This is a genomic window from Streptomyces sp. TRM68367 (assembly GCF_014495685.1).
GTDB lineage: Bacteria > Actinomycetota > Actinomycetes > Streptomycetales > Streptomycetaceae > Streptomyces.
This window is the reverse complement of record NZ_JACTVI010000060.1, coordinates 1-21326: the sequence shown is the minus strand read 5'-3', so window position 1 is coordinate 21326 and position 21326 is coordinate 1. Positions and strand designations below refer to the sequence as shown.

The following is a 21326-nucleotide window of genomic DNA, read 5'->3' as shown; positions in this document are numbered from 1 at the left end:
CTCACTTTTCCCTGTGGAGCTTGTCCCAGTCGACCATACCCGCGCTTTGCAGCATCTTGAGACGGTCAATCGCGAGTTGCAGCTGGGGCAGCGCCCTTGGACCTGCGTTCGTTTTCCTGGTGTTCATCGCCCGCACGAAGTGACGCATACCGGTGAATTCACGTCCGGGTTCTGCAGCGCGCTGCTTCACGATGTGCTTCGCCAGGCCCTTTGATATATTGAGCCACTTTCTGATCTGCGTGTCCCCGTAGGTGTTGATGTAAAGCGTGTTCTTCTCGTCCTGCTGCGGCGGTTTGATGTCGAGCCCGAGAGTCTGCTCAGCACCCTTCCGCTTCCAGTGGCTCCGCTTCTTTCCTGTCTTTCCGTCTTCCTTGTCGTACCGGCCATAGGTGGAGCGTATGTAGGTCGGGATGTCCGCGACGGCCCCTGCGTTGCCGAACTTGACCCGGGATTCGTACCAGACAGGCTCGTTCTTGCCGGCGCTCCAAGCCGGCATCTCCACGCCGCGTTCGAGGTCCTTGTTCACCCCGCGCCGGGCCGGTACGAGATTGTTGTTGCTGTTCTTCCCGCCCATGCGATCCGGGAGGAGGTGTGCCCTGACCCAGGCCCCGTCATTCTGGAGGCTGCGTGTGGGGTCTGTGATGTAGCCCCAGCCGGGCGGCATTGCGCTGCCAGGTGGGGAGCCCTTTGGAGTGCGTTTGCGGCTGAGGAACTCCGCGCTGATCGTGTTCGCCCTGCCCCCATGGAACTTGGGGAGTCTCGGCTCCGGCAGGCCCGGTTTCGGTGCCCCGGGCGGATTGGGGTAGGCGTGCGGCTGGGACCGCGGCTCCGAATAGTCGCCGCCCAGCACCGGGAGCGAGTATTTCAGGGACGCCGTGACAGTGAACGGGTCTCCTCCGGTGGGTTCGAGCCAGGTGAGCCGGTAGTAGCGCTGATACGACTCCAAGAGGCCGAGGAACACCGAGCGGGGGATTCCGTCTTCCATTTTCCGGTGCAGTTTAGGCCGGATTCGGGCAACGATCTTCGGCAGGCGGTCGTCCTTGGACTCGTCCTCGTCTTCCTTCGTCTTGTCCTTTTCCTCTTTGGACTTGGGCCTGCCCGGCCCGTCCTTGTCGGGGCGGGGCCTCGGCTTGCCGTCGTTCTTGCCCTTGCCGTCGGTGTCCTTCTTGCTGTCCGAGCCGTCCTTGTCCTTTTCCTTTTCCTTGTCCTTGTTGCTGTCCTTGTTGCTGTCGGAGTCCTGGTCTTTTCCGTCCTTGTCGTCTTTGGTCGTGGGCTTGGTGGAGCCGTCCTCGTCCTTGGTCCTGTCAGGCTTGGTGGAGCTGTCCGGGTCTTTGGTCTTGTCGGGCTTCGGTTTCGGCTTGGGGGTCGGGGTCGGCTTCGTGTCCGACTTGTTGCTGTCCGACTCCTGGTCCTTGTTCTTGGGGTGGCCGTTCTTGTCCTTGGTGGTGGGGGCGGTGGGCTTGGTGGAGTTGTTGCTGGGGGTCTTGTCGTTTTGGTCGTTCTTGTTGGTCTTGTCGGTCTTGGTGGTGGGCTTGGTTGGCGTTCCCTGGGTGTCCTTGTCCTGGCTCTTGTCCTTGTTGTCGGTCTTGGGCTTCCCCTTGTCCTTGTTGGTCGTCGGCGTGCCAGAGGTCTTGTCGCCGCCGGTGTCCCCCTTGCCGTCGCCCTTGCCCTTGTCCTTGTCACCCCCCTTGTCCTTGCCTTTGTCGCCGCCTGTGCCCTCGCCGGCCCCGTCGTCCTTGCCCTTGTCCTTGCCGCCGCCCTTGTCCTTGCCCAGGTTCGCGGCTACGCCCTTGAGGCGTGTGCCCACCTTGGACACGTACTTGCCGATCCCGCTGAGGAGCAGCTCGTAGGCCATCTCCAGCAGGACGACGACGCCGGCCGCTATCGCCTTGGCGAAGAGGACCCCCGCGCCGCCCTGGCGTACGGACTTCAGCCAGGTGATGACGGCGCCGACGGCCTTGATGATCTCGCCGAGTGAGCCGATCGCGGCCTGGATGGCCTCCAGGATGGCCGCGCCCCAGCCGGCGCCGGGGATCAGCTTCGCCAGGACCTTGGTGATGACGATCTCGCCGATGATGAACGGGAGTTGGGGGACGATCGCGTCCCACACCTCCTTGGCGATCTTCTCAATGGTCCAGCCGCCCTTCATGAGCTTGTTCCAGACGGCTTCGGTCAGGCCGGTGATCTCCTTGACCTTGTCGTTGAACCACTGCTTCACGGCGCTCTTCACCTCGTTGAAGAGGTGGTTCTTCGCACCGTCGAACGCGGAATTCTTCGCGCCGCTCAGCCAGCCGCCCGGGTCCGAGAGGATGTCGACCAGGATCATCATGAACTCGCCGAAGGCGGCGATGAACTTCGTTGCGAAGTCGAGGACCGCCTTGAGGGCGTCCTTGCACGCCTTGAGGATGTCGAAGAACGCCTGCTTCAGGAAGCTCAGGATGTCGCTGAGGACCTTGGCGATGGCCTCCAGCAGATCCTTCATGATCTGCTTCAGCATGTTGGCAAGCTTGTTGACGAGGTCAATCGCCGCCTTGACGAGGTCCTCGATGAACTTCCGTATACGGCGGCCGATTTCGGTGATCGATTCGACCAAGGACATGACGAACTCGATCAGGTCCTCGATGAACTGCTTGATCATCTCGACGATGCCCTCGCGGGCCGCGTTGATCCAGCCTTCGACGGTCTCCTTGAAGTTCTTGAGGGCCTCGACGATCGCGTCGCGGGCGTCCTTGATGATCTGGACGACGGTGTCGCGGAGCTCGATGAACTTCTCTTTGATCCACTCAAGGGTCTTGGAGAGCCAGCCCTTCGAGTCCTCGGCCTTCTCGTCCTTCTTCTTCTCCGCGTCCTCCTCGGCCTTGTCGCCCTTGTCCTTGACGTCCTTGTCGCTGGTCTCCTTCTCCTTCTCTACGTCCTTGTCGGTGTCCTCCTCTTCCTTCTTGACGTCCTCGCGGACCTTCTTCTCACGGTCGGAATTCTTCGTGCCGAGCTTCTTGAGCTCCCCGTCCTGCTCCTTGGTCCAGTCGGCGCGCTGCTTGTCCACGTCGCCCAGGACGCCCTCGCGCTTGCCGGTCTGTTCCCTGGTGTTGGACTCGACTTCCTTGTCCACCTGCCGCTTGTGCGCGGCCTGGGACTTCTTGGTGTCCTGGTCCTTCTTCTGCCGGCCCTTGGTCATGTCCTTGCGGCCGTCGCTGAGCGCCTTCTTGAACTGCGGCTTGCGCTCGTGCTCGGCCACTTCCGACGCCGCCTCGGGCGGTACGGCACCGGTGTTCGCGCCGCCCCCGCCGAGGCCCTTGCCCTTGCCGCCCTCCGCGGCGGGCACCTTCCCCTCGAGCCGCTCCTTGGGCGCGTCCGGATAGACCTGGTCCTCGCCCATCTTGCGGCCGGCGTCGTCCGCGCCGGTCTCGGCGGCCTCCTGGCTCTTGTCGTCCGAATGGCCGCCCTGCTCCTCGGCCTTGCTGTCGGCGTCGCCCTTCATGCCGACACCCGGAGCGGTGCCGTTCTCGGCCTCCTTGAGGGCCTCATCCTTGGTGGGCATGCCGGCGAACTGGGCGGCCAGGTCCTCCGCCGTCACATCGAAGCCGAGCCAGTCGCCGATCGCGCCGATGGCGTAGCCCGCCATCATCCCGACCTGGTCGAAGAAGTCCGGCTCCTCCATCTCCTCGGCCTCGATCTTGCCTTCGGGCTTCTTCCCGCCCTTGACCTCGGCCTTCTCGCCCTTCGCGTCCTCGGCGCGCTGGGGCTTGTCCTTGTTGTACTGAGCCGCTTCCTCGGTGTCCGGCTCGCCGCTCAGGGTCCTCGGGGCGCCGGAGGGCCGGTCCATGGCCGGCGGCTTGGACGCCAGCTGCCTGTGCTCCTTGCCGACGTCCTTCTCGACCGCGCCGCCGACGCTGTCCATCGCCTCAACGGCCTGGTGCGGCTTGAGGTTCGAGGCGGTGGAGAGGCCCTCCTCCGGAGAGACGCCGGAGAGGTTCGGGGCGGCCTTGGACGCCTTCTTCTTCCCCTTGGGCCCGGCACCCTTGGCGCCACCGCCACCGCCACCGCCACCGCCACCACCGCGCGCTGCTGCGGCGGGCTGCTCCCGGGCACCGGAATCGTCCCCGCCCCCGTACTCGGGGCTGGCCGTCTTCTGCGGCTGCGGCGCCTGCTCCTTCGGCTTCTCCGTACGGGCTTCCTGAGCCTTCGGCTTCTCCGTACGAGAGGAGGAACGGGACGCCGTACGGGATTCCGCACGCGAACCGGAACTGTCGCTCTGCGAACCCGAGTTACCCGAATTACCCGAACTCGGCGCCTGCTGCTCGCCTGCCGAACCACCGGACGGCGTGGACTCGGAAGCGGAGGAGCCGGCGGAGTCGGACGAACCCCCGCCCGCCTCGGTCCCCGCCGAACCGGTGCTGCTCCCGCCCTGGTCCTTCGGCCCCTTCGACTCCTGCGGCCCCGGCGACTCCTTCGCCTGCTCCGCCCCGGTCTGCTGCCCGCCCTCGTCCTGCTGCGCGGCGCCCGAAGTGCCCTCGCCGGCACCGCTCTTCTCCGCCCCGCCCGTCTCAGGGGACGCAGAAGCGGACGTATCCGCACGAGCCTGCGCGGACTCCTTATCCCCGCCGCTCGAGGACTTGTCACCCGGCCCACCCTTGGCCGGCGTGCCCTTCTCCTCCTTGGCGGCCTTCTCCGCCGTATCGCCGTTGGCCTCCTTCGTACGGCTCTCGGCCTCCTGAACGGCGGCCTCGGCGGCGGCAGGGCCCGCCTTGGGGTCGGCGCCCTGCTTGGGGTCCTTGGAGGCCACGCCGGGGGCGGGCTTCGGCTCGTTCTTCTCCTCGGGGTCGAGCTCGCTCTCCGTACGCCGAGCCTGCTCCCGAGCCTCCTCCTCGAAGCCGGGAACGGGCGGGGAGTCCTCCGTACCGGGGTCCTCCTTCTGCGCCGCTGCCTCGCGCTCGGCGTCCTCCTCGTCCTCCTGCTCCCGCTCGGCGTGCACCTTGTCGGCCTTGGTCGGCGGCGGGGCGGGGAAGGAAGGGGCGGGCAGTGTGTAGTTGTCCGAGGCGTCGATCTGCTCGGATGTCGGCACATTCGACACGTCGAGGTCCTGCTCGGGCAGGAAGTCCTCCGGCCTGAGCTTGATGTCCCAGGCGCTCTTCTCCCCGCCGCCGACCTCCACCTCGGAGTCGCCGCCCTGCCCGACGGTCTCCTCCTGCGGCTCCTCCGCGCCCAGCTGGTCCTGCGCGCGGGCGCCGTCCAGGGTGCTGGGCCGGCCGTCGAACTGCTCGCCCTGACCCGCGTTCGTGGGCGTGCCCTCGTCCCGGACCGGCTCGTCCGGCTTGGCCGCTTCGGTCTCGGCGGCGCTCTCGCGGGCCTTCGCGGCGGACTTCTCCTGCTCGTCGGAGCCCGGACCAGCCTCCTCCTTGGCGGCCTCCTCCTTGGCCTTCTTCCCGGCCTGCTTCGCCTCGGCCCGGTCGCCGCCCTTCTCGCCCTTCTCACCCTGCTGTTCCTGCCCCTTGCCCTCCTGCTGTGCCTGCTGTGCCTGCTGACCACTCTGGCCGTCCTGCTCCGCGCCGGACTGCTGACCTGACTCTCCGGCCGCGGCCTCCTGCTGCCCCGGCATCTGCCCGGATGGCTGCGACTTCTGCTCGGACTGCGCGGCCGGAGAAGTCGGCTGCTCGCCATCCCCCTTGGGGCTCGACGCGTCCCCGCCCGTACGCGGATCGGACTGCTGCTCCGCCTCCGCCTTCCCCGCCGCCGATCCCGGGGTGCCGCCCTGCGGGATGGTGCCGCCCGCGTTCTGCGGGGTGCTGCCGGCGGCTGGTGCGGTGCCGTCGTCCGCCTCCTGCTTCTCCGGGCCCGGGGCCGGTCCGGTCCGCTCGTTCCGCTCCTGCTGCTCCTCGGCCGCCTCCTGCGCCTTCGCACGCTCCGCCTGTACGTCCTCGGCCGGGTCCTCCTCGACCTCGGGGGCGGTGAGGGCGCCCTGCCGGGCGGCGGACTCGCTGTCCGCCCGCCCCTCCTCATCGATCTCCTCCACCAGGTCGAGCACGAACTCGTGCTCGGAGGTGAGGAGCCGGTCCTCAAGCCGATCGAGTACGCGGTCCTGAAGCTCCTCCGAGAGAGGGGCCAGGGAGGCGCGGACGCGCTTCGTGCTGTCGGACGGGTCGACGCGCAGCGACCGTATGACCGTGTTGGCGAGGCGGTCGACCAGGGTGGCCGGGTCAAGGTGTTCGAGGCGGGTGCGGTCGGCGTGGACGGTGGTGTAGCGCATCCAGGCCGGAGTGTGGGGTTCCGGGGCGACCTCGGGGGCCTGCTCGCCGCGGATCAGGGCCCGGGCGGTGTGTTCGGCGGCGCGTTCGGCCGCCTCGTGCGGGGCGCTGACCTCGCCCAGGTCACGCCCTGTCATCAACGTCCCGCTGGCAAACGGGTGTTGGATCGTGTGCAGCAGCTCATGGGCGAGCAGGGCGCGGCCCTGGGGGGTGCCCGGCTGGTAGTGGCCCTCGGCGAAGAAGACGTCCTGGCCGACCGCCACCGCGTCCGCGCCCAGCATTCCGGTGAGTGCGCCCGCGTCGCGGTCGGCGTGCAGGCGTACGGAGCCGAGGTCATGGCCGAGCTGCTCCTCCAGCTCCCTCCGTACGCTCGGGTCCAGGGGCTGGCCCGCGCCGCTGACGATGTTCTTCGGCTCGGGCGTACGGTTCTTGGCGGCGCGTTCCTTGCGCTTGCGGCGGCGCTGTTCGGCGGTCTGCTCGGACCGGCCGTCCCGTGACGGAGTGGTCACCGCGTCACCTCCCCATATCCGCTGAGCCCCTCGTGCACCGCGCGCGCCAGCTCCTGCCCGAGCCGCCGCGCGGACAGCCCGGCGGGCAGCGGCGGCAGGCCGGACAGCGCGTCGACCGTCACAGCCCCCTCCTCGGAGAGCGGCACCCCGTGCTCGCGCACCAGCCGGGTCAGCTCCCGCTCGAACGAAGCGGCCACCCGGTCCGGGTCCACCCGGAACCCGTCGAGGGCCAACTCGCCCACTTCGACCCGGATCTCACCTGGTGTCACACCCATTGCCGGACCTCCGTCGGCGTCAGGGAACGTTCCAGCTTCAGGTACTCGGTGCGGGCGGCGGCGAGCATGTGCCGCATCTGCAGCGCCTCGCCCTCCTCGGCGGCGAGGAACGCCCCGGACAGCGCGATGTTGCGGATGGAGCCGCCCGCCACGGTGAGCTGGGCGAGCAGCGCCGGGTCGAGGTCCTTGACCGGGGCCTGCGGCGGCAGCACGCGGCGCCAGATCTCGGCGCGCTCGTGCTCGGCCGGGAAGGGGAAGTCGACGACGAACCGGATGCGCCGCAGGAAGGCGTTGTCCAGGGCCTTCTTCATGTTGGTGGTGAGGATGGCGAGGCCCCGGTAGGCCTCCATCCGCATCAGCAGATAGCTGACCTCGAGGTTGGCGTACCGGTCGTGGCTGTCCTTGACCTCGCTGCGCTTGCCGAACAGCGCGTCGGCCTCGTCGAACAGCAGCAGCGCGCCGCCGGCTTCGGCGGCGTCGAAGACCCGGCGGAGGTTCTTCTCGGTCTCGCCGATGTACTTGCTGACCACCTGCGACAGGTCGATGACGAACAGGTCGAGGCCCAGCTCCTTCGCCATCACCTCGGCGGCCAGCGTCTTTCCGGTGCCGGAGCCGCCCGCGAACAGCGCGGTGACGCCGAGGCCGCGGCGCAGCGTGGCCGCGAATCCCCACTCCTGGTGCACGGTGCCCCGCTGCCGGACATGCGCGACGATCTCCCGCAGCACGTTCGTCTGCCGCTCGTGCAGCACCAGGTCGTCCCAGCCGGCCTGCGGCTCGATCCGCCGCCCGAGCTCGTCCATCACGATCCGCGCCTCGCCGAGACCGGCCCGCCAGGCGAGCTGTACGGCGTCCAGCTCGTCCTCGTACGGCAGTTCGCGCCGTACGGTCGCGGCGGCGGAGCGCACGACGTGCGGCGGCAGCTGGAACTGGGCGACCAGCGAGCGCAGTTCGCCCTCGTCGAGGTCGGCGACGTCCCGGAACGCCTCGCCCCACAAGTCGAGTTGCTCCTCGTCGTCCAGGCGCGGCACGGACACGCGCATGCCGTGCGCGCGGTCGGTGCGGCGCGGGTCGGTGCTCGACACGACGACGGGTACGGCGGCCCCGGCGAGGAACGCGTCGGTGGCCGCCTGCTGGTCGCGGTCCAGCTCGCCCACCTCGACGAGCAGCGCGGCGGGCAGCAGGATCGCCTCGCGCTGCCACAGCCGGGCGAACCGGTCGCGCTCGACGGCGTCGGTGGGCACGTCCTCGGCGCCCATGGCGTACAGCCCGAGCCCGGCGCGCGCGGCAGCGGCTGCGGCGATGTCGGCGCGGCTGCGCAGGTCGCCGCCGACCAGCTCGACGAGCAGCGGCGCGTCCGGGCGGGCGCCGTCCGCCCAGCCGGCCGCGACCCGGCTCGCGGCGACGTCGTACGAGGGCGGCAGCCGGTCGGGCACCGGGGTGCGGCGCAGCTGGCCGTGCAGGCGGACGTCGAGGTAGGGCGAGCCGAGCAGGAAGTGCAGGATGCGCTCGTCGAGCCGGAGCCGGGAGGTGGTCAGCCGCGAGGGGTCCTCCAGCTCCACGATCCGCCAGCGGCGCAGCGGCGACACGGGCGTGAGGGCGCTCCAGTGGGGTTCGGCGAGCGCGGCCAGGGCCAGCGAGAACGTGGGGTACGCACGTTCGGGGTCCCCACCGGCCGCGGCGCAGCGGGCGCCGGTCGTGGGCTCCAGCTCGTGGGCGGCGGTGAGGAGGATGACGTCGCGTTCGAACGAGGTCAGCCCGAAGCAGGCGACCAGCGCGTCGAGGGGTGCGGTGCCGGGTCCGGCGGCGGGCACGGGCGACGCGTCGCCGGGGGCCGGATCCGCCGTGTGCCGGTCGGTGCCCTCGGCGTGGGCGTCGACACGGGCCAGGACACGCCGGATCTCGGCGGTCAGCGTCGCGGCGCCGTCCTCCCCCGGCCCGTAGGTCCGGTCCGTTCCCATGCCCTCACCTGCCCCCGTCGCTTCCACCCCGCCTCAGCTCTCCACGTCTTCGCCGCGGCCGGAGCCGGCCGCGGGCCGACCGCTCTCCTCACTCCCGCCCGCCCCGGCGCCCCGTCCGGCCCGGCCCTCACCGCCCCCGGCGGAACGGTCGCCCTCACTTGTCCGGGCACCGTCGCCACCGCCGGCCGGGGCCGACCCGCCCGACCTGCCGGTTCGCGCGCTCTTCGCCGCCTTCGTCGTCTTCGCGGCCTGCGCCTGCTTCGCTGCCTTGCGGGAGCGCGCCGGTTCCTTGGCCGGGGATGCGGCGACCGCCTTCGCGGGTGCCTTCGCGGGTGTCTTGGCCGCGGCCTTGGCGGGCGCCTTCGCCGCCGTCTTCGCGAGGGCCTTCTCCGGCGTCCGCGCGGGCACCCCGGCTTGCCCGCTCCGCCCGTCCTGACCGCCCGAGCCGTCCTGCCCGGACACCGGCCCCTCCGCCGGACCCGCAGCCCCCACGGCAGCGGCCGGCAGCGGCGCCCCCGGCGCCCCGAACGGCAGCACCCGTACCTCCGGCCGCTCCACCGGCTTGCGCGGCGCCGGTATCTCGCGGCCCTCGATGAAGACGAGGGCGGCCTGGTAGACGACGGACAGCGTGTACGGCGTCTGGTGGAGCATCCCCCACAGCTTGGAGGTCTCGTCGATGTCCATCACGGTCGGCGTGAACCGCACCCGCTGCGCCGCCTCGGCCAGGTCGCTGCCTGCCAAGTGGGCCCGCTCGCCGGTGATTTCGATGATGTCCTTCGGCAGGACGGGGATCTCGTGCAGTGTCCGGACGACCGAGCCGATGAGCCGCTGCCCGACCAGCTCCGCCTCCTCGCCGTACGCGCTGATCAGGTAGTGCAGATCGAGTGCGGCCGCTGCCCGCCGGACCAGTGTGCCGTCGGGGGCGCGGGTCGGCAGGTCATTGCCCCGCTGCGAGGTGTTGGGCGTGACCTGGTACAGGAACACCGTGATGGTGGGCTCGGTCGGCGGGTCGGCGGGGGGCTTGCGCGGCTCGACCTTGACGGCGATGTCGATGTCCGGGGGCAGGTTCGTCTCGATGAGCAAGGCGAGGGCCTGGGTGACGTGGGCGATGGCAAGTGCGTTGCTCATGGCGTCGGTTCCTCGGTCCCTCTAGTCCTTCTCGGCTGTTCGGTTCGGCTCCCGGCGCCGCTCACTCGCGCCCCTTCGCCGCCAGGTACTCGGCCAGGCTGAGCGTGGCCTGCGGGCGTTCCGTCCCCCGGGGGCGTGGCCGGCCGCCGCCCTGGGACGTGCCGGCCGCCGTGACCTCCAGCCGCCCGATCTGCACCTGCACCACCTGCTCGGCCTGGCGCCCCGGCCGCCGCGCGGCGGCCTGCCGTACGGCGTCGCGTGCGGCCGCCGTGTCCGCGGTGCTGGGCACCAGGGGTGCGGACACAGCGGCGCGGGAAGCGGCGTCCGTGCCCGGGGGGACAGGCACGGGCGCCGCGCTCGGGGTCGCGTCCCGTTCCGTACGCCCGCGTCCCGCCGCGCGGTGCGCCGCGTCGGGGACCGGCCGCTGCCCAGGGGTGAGCGGCGCCGCGGGGCGCAGCAGCGGCGCCTGCGGCACCCGCAGTGCGGCCGGACGCGGTGCCGGCTCCTCGGGTGCGGGGGTCTGCTCGGTGCGTACGACGGTCCGCTCCCGCTCGGTGCGCACCTCGCGCAGGGCCGGCCGCGCCCTGTCGTCCCGCGGCGCGGGGGACGGGACGGTGACCGGCCACAGCGGCTCGGTGTCGTCCGCGTCCGGGCCCGTGCCCCGGACCGCCTCGATCCGCTCGAACGGCCCCGGCAGCCGCGGCTGTACCCGCACCACGCCGGGACGCGGAGCGGCGGCCGGCGCGGCGTGCCGGGCGATCAGCCGGTCGAGGAAGTCGGGCTCCGGCCGCGCCTGCCCAGTGGACTCAGACATCCGCACACAGCTCCAGGTAGTAACGGCGCCGCAGCGGGCTGAGCGCCAGGATCTCCGGCTCGCTCCAGCCGTAGGCGGTGGCGAGCAGATGGACGTCCAGGAGCAGGTCCCTGGCCCAGGCGTCCAGTTCGGTCCACAGGTAGGAGGCGATGTCCAGCTCGGCCCGGGTGGGCGCGCCGCACTCGGGGCAGGCGATGTTCAGCGTCACGTCGGCGCCGGGGTCCGCCGCCTCCGCGGCCTCGGCGATCCGGCGCTGCACGGGGTCGGGCAGCTCGTCCGCCGGAGCGGGCTCGCCGTCCCGTACGGCGTGCACGACGCACCGCGCCAGAAGTGCCCGGCGCGGGTCGGCGTCCCGCGCCGCCGCCGTCAGGTCGGCGACACCGGGCACCCGGAACTCGACCTCCCAGCCGCCCTCGGCGACCCGCACGAGCGAGTCACCGCGCACGGCCAGGGAAGCCGCGAACTCCCCGGCGTCCAGCTCGAACTCCATGTCCGCCCCGCACGCCCCGCACGCCAGGCGCACCTGCATCCGGTCGCCGAACAGCGCGCGGCGCAGCGCGAACAGGTCCGCCTCGCGCTCCCCCACCGGCAGCGACAGCAGCGCCCGGGAGTCGCCGCCGACGTCCGGGCGGGCGACGCGGTGCAGCAGCAGCGCGCGTCCTCCCGGTGCCGTGGCGAGCCCGGCCTCCCAGGTGGCCAGGAAGTCGGCCGCCTGTGTGATCGCCATATCCGCCCCCCGCCCGTGGCTACGCCGGGTTCAGGAAGGAGGGTTCCTCCGGCTCGGGCACCTCGTAGTCCCGCTCCCAGCCCTCGCACTCCAGCTTCAGCGACTGGATGGCCACCGCGTTGGCGTTGGCGTCCATCTCGCCGAGGACCTGGTACTCGCTGGGCCAGGTCCGGTAGAGCTTGTGCGAGACGGCGACCTGGCCGGCCTCGTTGAGGACCTGGATGACGATGTCCTTGCGGAAGTCGGCGAGGGACACCTCGGAGCCGAGCCCGGCGCCGACCTGCCAGACCTTGTTGGCCCAGCGGTCGAACTCGGGGTCGTGCGTGACCCCGCGCTCCAGGGTGATGCCCTCGAACTCGGAGCGTCCCGGCGACTTGCGCGGGGAGGAGGGGTCGCCGCCGTGCCGGTGCTTGACGACCTCGGTGGTCCGCTTGAGCGGACTGATCTTGCTGATGCCGGCGACCGTACGACCGTCCCACAGGACCAGGAACTTGAAGTTCTTGTACGGGTCGAAGCGATGCGCGTTGACCGTGAACTCAGCCATCGGATTCCTTCAGTTCTCCACGATTCCCCGCGCCTAGAGCGCGAACTGCCCGGACGTCTGCTGGATCTTGACGATCACGAACTCGGCCGGGCGGACCGGCGCGATGCCGACGAGGACGTTGACGATGCCGTTCTCGATGTCCTCGGCGGTCGTCGTGTCGCTGTCGCACTTGACGAAGTACGCCTCGCGCGGCGTGCCGCCCTTGAAGGCGCCCTGGCGGAAGAGGGTGTGCAGGAACGAGGAGGCGCTGAGCCGGATCTGCTGCCACAGGTTCTCGTCGTTCGGCTCGAACACCACCCACTGCAGGCCGCGCTGGAGGCTGTCCTCGACGTGCAGGGCGAGCCGCCGTACGGGGACGTACTTCCACTCGCTGTCCAGTGCGTCGGAGCCCTCCAGGGTGCGCGCGCCCCACACCACCGGACCGGTGAGCGGGAAGGTGCGCAGGCAGTTGACGCCGAGCGGGTTGAGCAGCCCGGTCTCGCGGTCGGTGAGGCCGACCGTGAGGGAGTGCACGCCGGCGAGCCGCGCCTCGGTGCCGGCGGGCGCCTTCCACACGCCGCGCTCGGAGTCGGTGCGGGCGATGACGCCGGCGACCGCGCCGGACGGCGGGAAGGAGCGCAGCCGGCCGGTGAGCGGGTCGGTGAGCTGGAGGTGCGGGAAGTACAGGCCCGCGTGGTTGCCGCGTACGGCGTCGAAGGCGGCGAGCCCGGCGCGGGCCGTGTCGACGCTGACCCAGGTGCTCGGCGCGTCCACCAGTAGGAAGATCCGCCGCTCCTGGCACAACCGCTGGGCGGCCGACACGACGGTGACGGCGTCCTCGGTCTTCTCGTACGCCGCGAGCTCGGGCAGCACGAGCAGGTTGACGTCGGCGACGCCGCGCAGCGCCTGGATGCCGGACTTGTCGGCCTCGCTGCCGATGAGGTCGCGCGGTCCGGGCGCCTCGCCGTCCTCGCCGCCCTCCAGCGGGAAGACGGGCGGGTTGACGGAGGCCTCCAGGCCGAGGTCGTTGGCGCACTCGCCGAGGAAGCGGACAACGTCCTCGGGGTCGGTGGAACCGGCGACGACCTGGATACGGCGGCCGAAGGCGGTGACCTCGACGCCCGCGAAGGCGTGCTTGCCGGGTGCGTCGGGCAGGGCGCGCAGCTTGCGCTCCAGGAGCAGCGCCAGCTCGGTCACACTCGACGGTGCTTCACCGTCCGCGTCCGGGTCGTAGAGGGTGAACTCCCGCTCCACGTCGCCGATCTTGACGGTGAGGTCCACGGCGAGGTCGGGCAGCTCGTGCCCGAAGGGCTTGGAGACCGTGCCGGACGGGTCGGGGCGGCCCTCGCCGACGGCCTCGACGCGGATCAGCCGCGAACCGGCGTTGATCACGGTCGGCGCGTACCGCCCGTTGGCGGAGTCCATGGACAGCCCGGTGAAGCTCTCGCGGGCGTCGCCCTTGGCGTCGTACACGCGCAGGTTGAACGTCTCGTCGGGGCACGTCGTGTCGTAGTCGACGGCCACGCGCAGGCCGTTGCCCCAGACGCCGGGCTCCTTGGCGTGCACTTCGAGGACCGGGCCCTCGCTGTGGCCCTCGGTCGAATTGAGGGTGACGCAGGCGGCCTTGCCGCTGCCGGCCTTGGCGACCCGGACGATCACCGCGACGGTGCCGCCGTTGCCGAAGAACTGGTGGACCGCGTAACCGACGGCGCTCTGCGCGCTCAGGCCGCCGAAGCGGCGCTCGAACTCGGCGAAGCTGGTGACGCGGACCGGCTCGTTCAGCGGACCGCGCCGGGTGTGGCCCACGAAGGCGGTCACCGACGTGGTCAGGGTCGAGATGGTGCGGGTGCTGCTGGGAAGCTCTTCGACGTAGACGCCGGGATACGTCGGCTTGGCGGCGCTCACTGGACTCATCGGCATTCCCCCTCCTATCCCTTTTCGGGCTCCGGGTCCCTGTCTCGGGCTCCGGGCGAAGGCACCAAGAGATGGCAGAGGGGAATGTTCCGGACCGGCGCCGCGCCGCCCCGCGCCGAGCGGGCGGTGGGCACGCGCACCGCATCAGTTCCCCCGTCAGCGCCCCGTGCAATCGGTTGCACGGGCCAAGCAGCTCGCTTGTGACTCCTGATGCTCAAGTGCTCAACACACCTTGGTCGGTGCCCAGTTGCCCCAACAAGACGCGTTCCGGCCAGCGAACGGGGAGGTTTTGTGAAGGTCGCATTCCGTCATCCGCACATCACGTCCGCGCGCCACCGACAGCCGGTCCACAGCTCCGCCACAGAGGGTGTCGGCGCAACGCAGGGCTCACCCCGCAGCACAGCCTCGGCCCTGGCGGCAGCGCTTTGCCCACGCGGTGCGGCCCGGCCCCCGCCCAACACAATGTGGCTGGTTCTACCTGGATGACGTGGACACACCCATGCACCCTGCGACCGGCCGGGGTCACCCTCTGTTCCCTTACGACCGGTCCATGCCCGACGCTGACTCCCCGGAGCGCGACGCGGGTGCGGCGCGTGGACGGCGAGCGAGGAGTGAGAGCGTGGACGGAAGCGGAACGACCGCGCCGGCGACGGCCCTGGTGACCGGCGGCAGCGGTTTCGTCGGCAGCCATCTGGTGCGGCGGCTGCTGGAGCGGGGGAACCGGGTCCACGCCACGGTGCGCGACGCCGCGCACACCGCGAAGGTGCGGCCGCTGCGCGAGATGCAGAAGTCGTATCCCGGCCAACTCACTCTGTTCGAGGCAGACTTGCTGAAAGACCGCTCATTCGACGCGGCGATGAGCGACTGCCGGGTGGTGTTCCACGTGGCGTCGCCGTTCCTCATGCCGGAGCGGATCAGGGACGGCCGCCGGGACGTGGCCGACCCGGCGCTGCTCGGCACGCGCAACGTACTGGGGAGCGTGAGGCGCACGCCCACCGTCGAGCGGCTGGTCTTCACGTCCACCGTGGGCGCGGTCTTCGGCGACTACGCGGACGTGCGGGCCATGGCGGACAACACCCTGTCGGAGCGGTACTTCAACACCACCAGCACAGTGGAGAACAACCCGTACCACTACGCCAAGACCGTCGCGGAACGCACGGCATGGGAGGCGGAGGCGGCCCAGGACCGCTGGCGGATGGTGTCCGTCAACCCCGGCCTGATCCTGGGGCCTTCGCTCACCCCCGCCTCGGAGTCCGGCAGCCTGTTCCTGCTGGAGGAGCTGTTCAAGGGCTACTTCTTCTACGGCGCACCGGACTTCTCCTTCACGACGGCGGACGTGCGGGACGTGACCAACGCGCACATCGCGGCGGCGGAGCACCCCGACGCGAAGGGCCGCTACATCGTCGCCGCGGAGACGATGACGTCCTTCCACGACATGTCACGCATCATCAGGACCCGTCACCCCCGCAATCTTCGCCTCCCCCGCACCAGGCTCCCGCACTGGCCGGTGCGCGTCCTGGGCCCGGCGTTCGGCCTGACCCAGGACTACATCCGGGGGCACCTCGGGATCCGCTTCCGGGTGGACAACAGCAGGAGCGTGCACGAACTCGGCATCACCTACCGGCCGATCGAGCAGACCGTCCTGGACCACTACGAAGCGTGGCAACAGCAGCGCGGAACGAATTAATGCGCTTCAAACATCGGACATTACGCCCATCAATCTTCACACCAGGCACACAAGTTGGCTAGGTTGGCGGCAGACCGCTCGACTCCGCTCCGGCGGACCCCGTCGGGTCGCGCGGTCTCCGCCGAGTCCGGTGCGCCCGCGCGGGCAGCCGGAGCCGGGGACCCGACAGAGATCCCCGGGGTGAATCGGCCCAACTCCCTTGCGGGAGACGGGCTGTAGGGCAACCCTTCCGAATCAAGGCCCGAACCCGACAGCTAACCCGGTAGGCGGAGTACGGAAGGAGTACGTCCCCCATGGCGCCGGAACGCACCCCGCGTCCCGGAGGCATAAGCCTCCCCGGCATGCGCAACTCCGCTCTCGCGACGGCGGCCCTCACCTCCGTCGCTCTCTTCTCCCAGACCGCGGGTGCCACACCGGGCACCGAGGAGGACGGCCCGAGCCGCGAGGAGATCCAGCAGCGGGTCACCGCCCTGTACGACCAGGCCGAGACGGCCACCGGTACCTACAACGCGACCCGCGCGAAGGCGGCAGGTCCACGCAAACGCACCACTCCGGCAGCCGACGGCGACCGCAGGCGCGCCGCCCGCGCCGCGGACGAGAGCCCGCGGCGCGGCATGCGGACCCCGGACGACGCCCGGCGCGGCGTACAGGCGGCCCCGGACAGCGGCGCGCGACGCGGGGCGCAGGCCACGGACAGCGGTGCCCGGCGCGGAATGCCGGCTCCGGGCGACGGTTCGCGGCGCGCCGCTCCGGCGGCAGGCGACCGGCGCAGCGGTTCCGACCCCGCGCTCGACACCGTCGCCCGGCAGTGGTTCGACGCGGCCCGCCAGAAGCTCGGCCCGACCGTCCCCGCCGTACTCCCGGCCGACAGAATGCCGGACCGCCCGGCCGAGCCCCGGCCGGCGCGCGCGACGGACCTCTTCGGGGACTCCGGGCGCTCGGGTGAGTCCGGGGGCTTGGGTGGCTCCGGGGACACCCGCGTCGGCCGCGCCCTGCCCGGCGCCGGCCAGTCCGTGGCGGAACTGCCCGCCGGCGCCGGCACCACGCCGCTCGCCGCGGCGCCGGCGGCCGACCTGCCCCCCGGCGCGTCGACGGCCGCCCTGCCCGCCGCACCGGCTCAGGCACCGGAACCCGCCCGCGCCGCCCTGCCCGCCCCCGCCGCGGAGTCGCCCCAGGCGGCACTCCGGGCGGCCAAGCAGCAGACCCAGCGCAAACTCGCCACGGCCCGCGACCTCCTGGCGACACGTGCCACCCAGCCCGCACCGTCCGCGCCCACACCCGCCGCCCCACAGCGCCCGGCCGCCCTGCCAGGCCCCATCGGATCTCCGGACCCGCTGGGCACGACAGGCCCGCTTGACACGACTGGCTCGCTTGGCACGACTGGCTCTCCGCTGGGCACGACAGGCCCGCTCGGCACGACGGACCCGCTCGGCACGACAGGCTCGCTCGGGACTGTGGACCAGCTCGGGACCCCCGAGCCGCTCAGGGCATCGAACGCGCTCGGGACACCCAACCCGCTGGGGACACAGGACACGCTGGGAACACCGGCTCCCCTCGCGGCGTCGGCCCCGCTGCGGATGTCGCCCCCGTCGGGAACGTCGGCCCCGCTCGGGACATCAGCTCCCCTCGGGGCACCGGCTCCGCTCGCGGCGTCCAACCCGCTGGGGGCCCCCTTCGCAGCACCAGCCCCACCCTGCACGCCCGCCCAGTTCGACACCTCAGCCGCCCTCACCCCGACCCCGCCCCCGGCCCCCGACACCAAGGCCCTGCGCGCCCTGGAGTTCGCGCGCGCCCAGATCGGCAAGCCCTGCCTGTGGGGTGCGACCGGGCCGGACGCCTACGACTGCGCCGGTCTCCCCGCCGCCGCCTGGAGGGCCGCCGGTCTGGCGCTCCCCCGTACCGTCCAGGAGCAGGCGAGCGCCGGTACGCAGGTCTCCCTCGCCGTGGCCCAGCCGGGAGACCTGATCTTCTTCTACGGCGACGCCAGCCACGTCGGCCTGTACAGCGGCAACGGCATGATGATCCACGCCCCCGGGCCGGGCCGGGTCGTCCGCGAGGAGTCGGTGTTCCTCGCCGGGGAGTCGTCGATCCACAGCGTGGTCCGGCCGGCCTGACGACACCTGCGTCGCGGCCGGCGCGTCACAACCGCTGAATCCCCCACAGCGCCGCCAGATACAGGACAAACAGCGCCGCCACCACACCGGCGACGCAGAGGCCACGACGCATCCACAGGTTCACATCCGCCCGGTTCCCCGAGGCACGCCCTCCTACACCCCGATGCATGACTCACCGTTCACATGGACACGGTTCCCGTTCAGCGTGGCGAGCGCACCCCGAACAGCGCCCCTGGGAGCCTGCATTGAACACCGCGCGGTCCATTGACGCGCGCGTGCCCGTCACCGTCCTGACCGGCTTCCTCGGCTCGGGCAGGACCACCCTGCTCAACCGCATCCTGGGCGCGCTGGTGCGCCGCCGCGACACGTTCGATCCGACCCGCCCGCCCGTGCACCCTGGTGGTGTGCCGAGGCTGCTGCGGCAACCCGGGCAAGCACCCGGACAGCGACCACGCCTGGCAGTTGGAGCGGCTGCGGGCCGGCGCCGCCGCGTCGGGCGGCCGCTTCGCCGTTCGGACGACCGACTGCCTCGGCCCGTGCGACCAGGCCGCCGTCATCGTCGTGCAGCCCTCCACGGCCGGGCGCCGGGCGGGCGGGCGGGCCACCTGGGGCGGCTTCGCCATGGACGACGACTGCCCCGACGACCTGCTGCGCTGGGCCGAGGCCGGCGGCCCTGGCCTTGCCACGCCGTCGGCCACGCCGGAGTTGCAGTTCATCCGGCCGCCGCGCGAGGCGCTGGCGCGTGCACGCCTGTGAGCCCACGGGCGGCGGCGAGGTCGTCGCGGCCAGCCCGCCCCGGAGCCCGGCGGGGCGCCCCGCTCGACGAGGCCACGGCGGCCTCGGTCGCCACGACCTCCAGGCGCCGGCCACACCGTCCCGGCTGCTGATCCTCACCGCCCTGCGCCGGGCCCCGCATGCGGTCGGCGACCTCGCCGCCGTGGAGCAGTCCGCCGTCTCCCACCAGCTCCGGCTGCTGCGCGCTTTACATGCAGAGATCGCTATATGTTAATGTCGCAATGCGACGCCCGGGCAGAAGAGGCCGCGGGCGGCCGACGGCACAACAGCAAGGAGCCACCCCCATGACCACCGCCACCGAGCACCGCACCCACGACGGTCACACGCACACCCACGGCGCGGACTGCGGCCACGTCGCCATCCCGCACGGCGACCACACCGACTACGCCCACGACGGCCACATCCACCGCGTGCACGACGACCATGTCGACGAGTGCACCGCCGACGGCCACGCCGTCCACGACGGTCACGAGCACCAGCACGGCGAGGGCTGCGGCCACGTCGCCGTGCCGCACGGCGACCACACCGACTACGTGCACGACGGCCACCGCCACGCGGCGCACGACGGCCACTGGGACGACCACTGATCACGGTCACCGGCTGACGCGCGAGCCGGCCGTTCCCGCAGGTCGGGGCGCCCTGGAAATCATTGTCATATGCTAATGTTTGCATATGACGACGCCTTGCCCCTCTCCGGCGGACGAGCCGGCACCGGACCTGCACGCAGCCAGCGATCTGCTGCGCGCACTGGCCTCACCCGTGCGGCTGGGCATCGTGCGCGAGCTGTCCGGCGGCGGGAAGCACGTGCATGAGCTGGTGACCGCCCTCGGCGTGAGCCAGCCGCTGGTCTCCCAGCACCTGCGGGTGCTGCGTACCTCCCGGATCGTCACCGCCCGGCGCCAGGCACGCGAAACGCTCTACACCCTGACCGACGACCACGTCGCGCACATCGTGCTGGACGCGATCCGGCACGCACAGGAGTAGCCCCACGTACACACAACGTCGACGGCCGCCCGGCAGACACCGGGCGGCCGTCGGCGTTTTCGGGTGCGCCGGGAAATGCTTGGCATACGCCAGGAGACGCTCGGCCATTCGGCCGACCGGCGCCGATGCCGGGTGGCGCGAACCATGGCCGTTCGGCCGAAGTGGCCTCCCCTGCCGGGACGGGAGATTGAATCCCGCACCCTCCACCTTCCCCGGCACAGGAGCACGCCGATGTCACATCAGCCACTCGTCGCGGCGCCCAGGGTCATGGCCCGCCGCCCGAGATTCGATGGCGCCACCCCGATCGCCGGGCCGCGCAGGCCCGTCCGGCGCCGGGATGCCGGGGTGCGGTGGGACGGCGTCTACTGGTTGGCGTGCGCCGGGTTCGCGCTCGTCCTCGCGGGTGTGACGACGCAGACCACCCACCGCGTGTGGGGAGTATGCGCGTCCGTCGGCTACGCCGGAGCCGCGGTCTCGGCCTGGCCCGCACCCCGCCGGTGGGGCCGGACCGGGGCGCTCGTCGCGGTCACGGGGGCCGTGGTGGTGCCGCTGGTCGCGCTGTTGGCGGCGGGCCAGGCCCAGGCGGAGGTCCATGTCGTCGAGCACTCCGCCGGCCTGCTGCTGAGCACCGGCAGCCCGTACGCCCCGCACCCGGTCGACGTGGACGACTTCAACCCCTACCTGCCCGGCATGGCCCTGCTCGGCCTCCCGCACGCCCTGCTGGGCGACAGCCCTCTCGGGGACGCCCGGTTCTGGTTCGCCGTGGTGTTCTTCGCGTCCCTGGCCCTGGCCGCGCGGCGCCTCGTACCCGGGCAGAGCAGCCTGACGGTGGACACCGAGCCCCGGCCGAGTGCTCTTCTGCTCGTCGCGGCCTTTCCCGCGGTCGCCCTGCCGCTGGCGGTCGGCGGCATCGACCTGCCGGTGATCGGCCTGATGTGCCTGGGACTGGCGCTGGCGGGCCGGCGCGGGCCAGGTACGGCGGCGGGCCTGGCCATGGGGGCCGCGGCGGCGCTGAAGTGGACCGCCTGGCCGCTGCTGCCGGTGGGGCTCGTCCTGATCGCGGCGACGTCGGGCCGCCGGGCCGCGCTGCGCGCCGCCGGTACGGCTCTCGCGGTGGCGGCCGTCGCGGTGGCGCCGTCCGCCCTGGTCGATCCGCACGCGTTCGTCGAGCACGTGGTGCTCTTCCCGCTCGGCGCCGGTGGCATCGGCTCCCCGGCGACCAGCCCGCTGCCCGGCTACCTGCTGGCCCACCATGTGCCGGGCGGCCGCACGCTCGCCGTGGCGGCGCTGGCCACGAGCGCCGTCGCGATGGCGGTCTCCCTGGTCGTCCGCCCGCCGCGCACGGTCGTGGCCGCCGCCGACCGGCTGGCGCTCGGGCTCGGGCTGGCCATGTGCCTGATGCCGGCCACGCGCTTCGGCTACTTCGTCTACCCACTTGTCCTCCTCGCGTGGTTCCGCCGGGGACGGCTCCCGGCGCCCGCCGCGAAGCCCGCCGACGCCGCGCGCGTCAAGGAGGTTGAGCGGATCGGTGCCCTCGTGGGGGCCGGAGAGGGTGCTCGGGCATGACGGTCATCCGTGTGGTCGTGGTGGACGACCAGGACATGGTCCGCTCGGGCTTCGCCGCGCTGCTGTCCGCGCAGAGCGACATCGACGTGG

The 21326-nt window shown here is 71.7% G+C and carries 15 protein-coding genes, 2 pseudogenes and 1 riboswitch; of the genes and pseudogenes, 9 read left to right on the top strand and 8 right to left on the bottom strand.

Annotated elements, in window-relative coordinates:
* Position 1: 1 nt before the first annotated feature.
* The 8 genes from H8R17_RS29870 to H8R17_RS29835 all read right to left on the bottom strand — a co-directional run bounded on the left by H8R17_RS29870 (position 2) and on the right by H8R17_RS29835 (position 14096).
* On the bottom strand, positions 2–6751 hold the full coding sequence (locus H8R17_RS29870) for a DUF4157 domain-containing protein (RefSeq protein WP_187826340.1): 6750 nt from the start codon (positions 6749–6751) through the stop codon (positions 2–4).
* Positions 6748–7026: a hypothetical protein gene (locus tag H8R17_RS29865; protein ID WP_187826339.1), complete on the bottom strand. Its 279-nt coding sequence runs from the start codon at positions 7024–7026 to the stop codon at positions 6748–6750. The genes H8R17_RS29870 and H8R17_RS29865 overlap by 4 nt, the downstream gene beginning before the upstream one ends.
* Positions 7017–8984 (bottom strand): ATP-binding protein, encoded by a 1968-nt coding sequence (locus tag H8R17_RS29860; RefSeq protein WP_187826338.1) that lies wholly within the window; start codon positions 8982–8984, stop codon positions 7017–7019. The genes H8R17_RS29865 and H8R17_RS29860 overlap by 10 nt, the downstream gene beginning before the upstream one ends.
* A gap of 33 nt (positions 8985–9017) precedes the next feature.
* Positions 9018–10112, bottom strand: coding sequence for a DUF4255 domain-containing protein (locus H8R17_RS29855; protein ID WP_262505611.1), 1095 nt, complete (start codon positions 10110–10112; stop codon positions 9018–9020).
* Positions 10113–10173: 61 nt separating this feature from the next.
* Positions 10174–10926 (bottom strand): hypothetical protein, encoded by a 753-nt coding sequence (locus H8R17_RS29850; RefSeq protein WP_187826337.1) that lies wholly within the window; start codon positions 10924–10926, stop codon positions 10174–10176.
* On the bottom strand, positions 10919–11653 hold the full coding sequence (locus tag H8R17_RS29845; RefSeq protein ID WP_187826336.1) for a hypothetical protein: 735 nt from the start codon (positions 11651–11653) through the stop codon (positions 10919–10921). Before H8R17_RS29845 ends, H8R17_RS29850 begins: the two co-directional genes overlap by 8 nt.
* A 19-nt stretch (positions 11654–11672) precedes the next feature.
* Entirely contained in the window at positions 11673–12197 is a 525-nt protein-coding gene (locus H8R17_RS29840; protein WP_016434446.1) for a phage tail protein, read from the bottom strand.
* 33 nt (positions 12198–12230) lie between these two features.
* Positions 12231–14096 carry a phage tail sheath subtilisin-like domain-containing protein gene (locus H8R17_RS29835; RefSeq protein WP_187826335.1) on the bottom strand — a complete coding sequence of 622 codons (1866 nt, stop codon included), beginning with the start codon at positions 14094–14096 and terminating at the stop codon, positions 12231–12233.
* 613 nt (positions 14097–14709) lie between these two features.
* Here H8R17_RS29835 and H8R17_RS29830 point away from each other — a divergent pair.
* The 9 genes and pseudogenes from H8R17_RS29830 to H8R17_RS47520 all read left to right on the top strand — a co-directional run.
* Positions 14710–15777, top strand: a complete 1068-nt coding sequence (locus tag H8R17_RS29830) for an NAD-dependent epimerase/dehydratase family protein (RefSeq protein ID WP_316959565.1) — start codon at positions 14710–14712, stop codon at positions 15775–15777.
* A gap of 109 nt (positions 15778–15886) precedes the next feature.
* Positions 15887–16062, top strand: a riboswitch (cyclic di-AMP (ydaO/yuaA leader).
* A gap of 56 nt (positions 16063–16118) precedes the next feature.
* Positions 16119–17891: an NlpC/P60 family protein gene (locus H8R17_RS48875; RefSeq protein ID WP_316959564.1), complete on the top strand. Its 1773-nt coding sequence runs from the start codon at positions 16119–16121 to the stop codon at positions 17889–17891.
* Between the two features lie 167 nt (positions 17892–18058).
* A pseudogene (locus H8R17_RS45880) lies at positions 18059–18205 on the top strand (hypothetical protein); the annotation flags it as partial.
* An 88-nt stretch (positions 18206–18293) separates the two neighbouring features.
* Positions 18294–18647, top strand: a complete 354-nt coding sequence (locus H8R17_RS29815) for a (2Fe-2S) ferredoxin domain-containing protein (RefSeq protein WP_316959563.1) — start codon at positions 18294–18296, stop codon at positions 18645–18647.
* Positions 18634–18900 carry an ArsR family transcriptional regulator gene (locus H8R17_RS48870; RefSeq protein ID WP_316959562.1) on the top strand — a complete coding sequence of 89 codons (267 nt, stop codon included), beginning with the start codon at positions 18634–18636 and terminating at the stop codon, positions 18898–18900. Before H8R17_RS29815 ends, H8R17_RS48870 begins: the two co-directional genes overlap by 14 nt.
* Before the next feature lie 70 nt (positions 18901–18970).
* The gene (locus tag H8R17_RS29805; RefSeq protein WP_187826333.1) at positions 18971–19273 is read left to right on the top strand and encodes a hypothetical protein; all 303 of its coding nucleotides are present in this window, start codon (positions 18971–18973) and stop codon (positions 19271–19273) included.
* An 85-nt stretch (positions 19274–19358) separates the two neighbouring features.
* On the top strand, positions 19359–19670 hold the full coding sequence (locus H8R17_RS29800; RefSeq protein ID WP_187826332.1) for a helix-turn-helix transcriptional regulator: 312 nt from the start codon (positions 19359–19361) through the stop codon (positions 19668–19670).
* 231 nt (positions 19671–19901) lie between these two features.
* Positions 19902–21236 carry a glycosyltransferase 87 family protein gene (locus H8R17_RS29795; RefSeq protein ID WP_187826331.1) on the top strand — a complete coding sequence of 445 codons (1335 nt, stop codon included), beginning with the start codon at positions 19902–19904 and terminating at the stop codon, positions 21234–21236.
* Positions 21233–21326, top strand: a pseudogene (locus H8R17_RS47520) (DNA-binding response regulator); the annotation flags it as partial. The gene H8R17_RS29795 and the pseudogene H8R17_RS47520, both read left to right, overlap by 4 nt.

What these genes read in the sequence shown, in the direction of transcription:
- H8R17_RS29865 (WP_187826339.1), bottom strand. Translation starts at nt 7,026, where the DNA reads ATGGGTGTGACACCAGGTGAGATCCGGGTCGAAGTGGGCGAGTTGGCC.
- H8R17_RS29860 (WP_187826338.1), bottom strand. Translation starts at nt 8,984, where the DNA reads ATGGGAACGGACCGGACCTACGGGCCGGGGGAGGACGGCGCCGCGACG.
- H8R17_RS29855 (WP_262505611.1), bottom strand. Translation starts at nt 10,112, where the DNA reads ATGAGCAACGCACTTGCCATCGCCCACGTCACCCAGGCCCTCGCCTTG.
- H8R17_RS29850 (WP_187826337.1), bottom strand. Translation starts at nt 10,926, where the DNA reads ATGTCTGAGTCCACTGGGCAGGCGCGGCCGGAGCCCGACTTCCTCGAC.
- H8R17_RS29845 (WP_187826336.1), bottom strand. Translation starts at nt 11,653, where the DNA reads ATGGCGATCACACAGGCGGCCGACTTCCTGGCCACCTGGGAGGCCGGG.
- H8R17_RS29840 (WP_016434446.1), bottom strand. Translation starts at nt 12,197, where the DNA reads ATGGCTGAGTTCACGGTCAACGCGCATCGCTTCGACCCGTACAAGAAC.
- H8R17_RS29835 (WP_187826335.1), bottom strand. Translation starts at nt 14,096, where the DNA reads ATGCCGATGAGTCCAGTGAGCGCCGCCAAGCCGACGTATCCCGGCGTC.
- H8R17_RS48875 (WP_316959564.1), top strand. Translation starts at nt 16,119, where the DNA reads ATGCGCAACTCCGCTCTCGCGACGGCGGCCCTCACCTCCGTCGCTCTC.
- H8R17_RS29805 (WP_187826333.1), top strand. Translation starts at nt 18,971, where the DNA reads ATGACCACCGCCACCGAGCACCGCACCCACGACGGTCACACGCACACC.
- H8R17_RS29800 (WP_187826332.1), top strand. Translation starts at nt 19,359, where the DNA reads ATGACGACGCCTTGCCCCTCTCCGGCGGACGAGCCGGCACCGGACCTG.
- H8R17_RS29795 (WP_187826331.1), top strand. Translation starts at nt 19,902, where the DNA reads ATGTCACATCAGCCACTCGTCGCGGCGCCCAGGGTCATGGCCCGCCGC.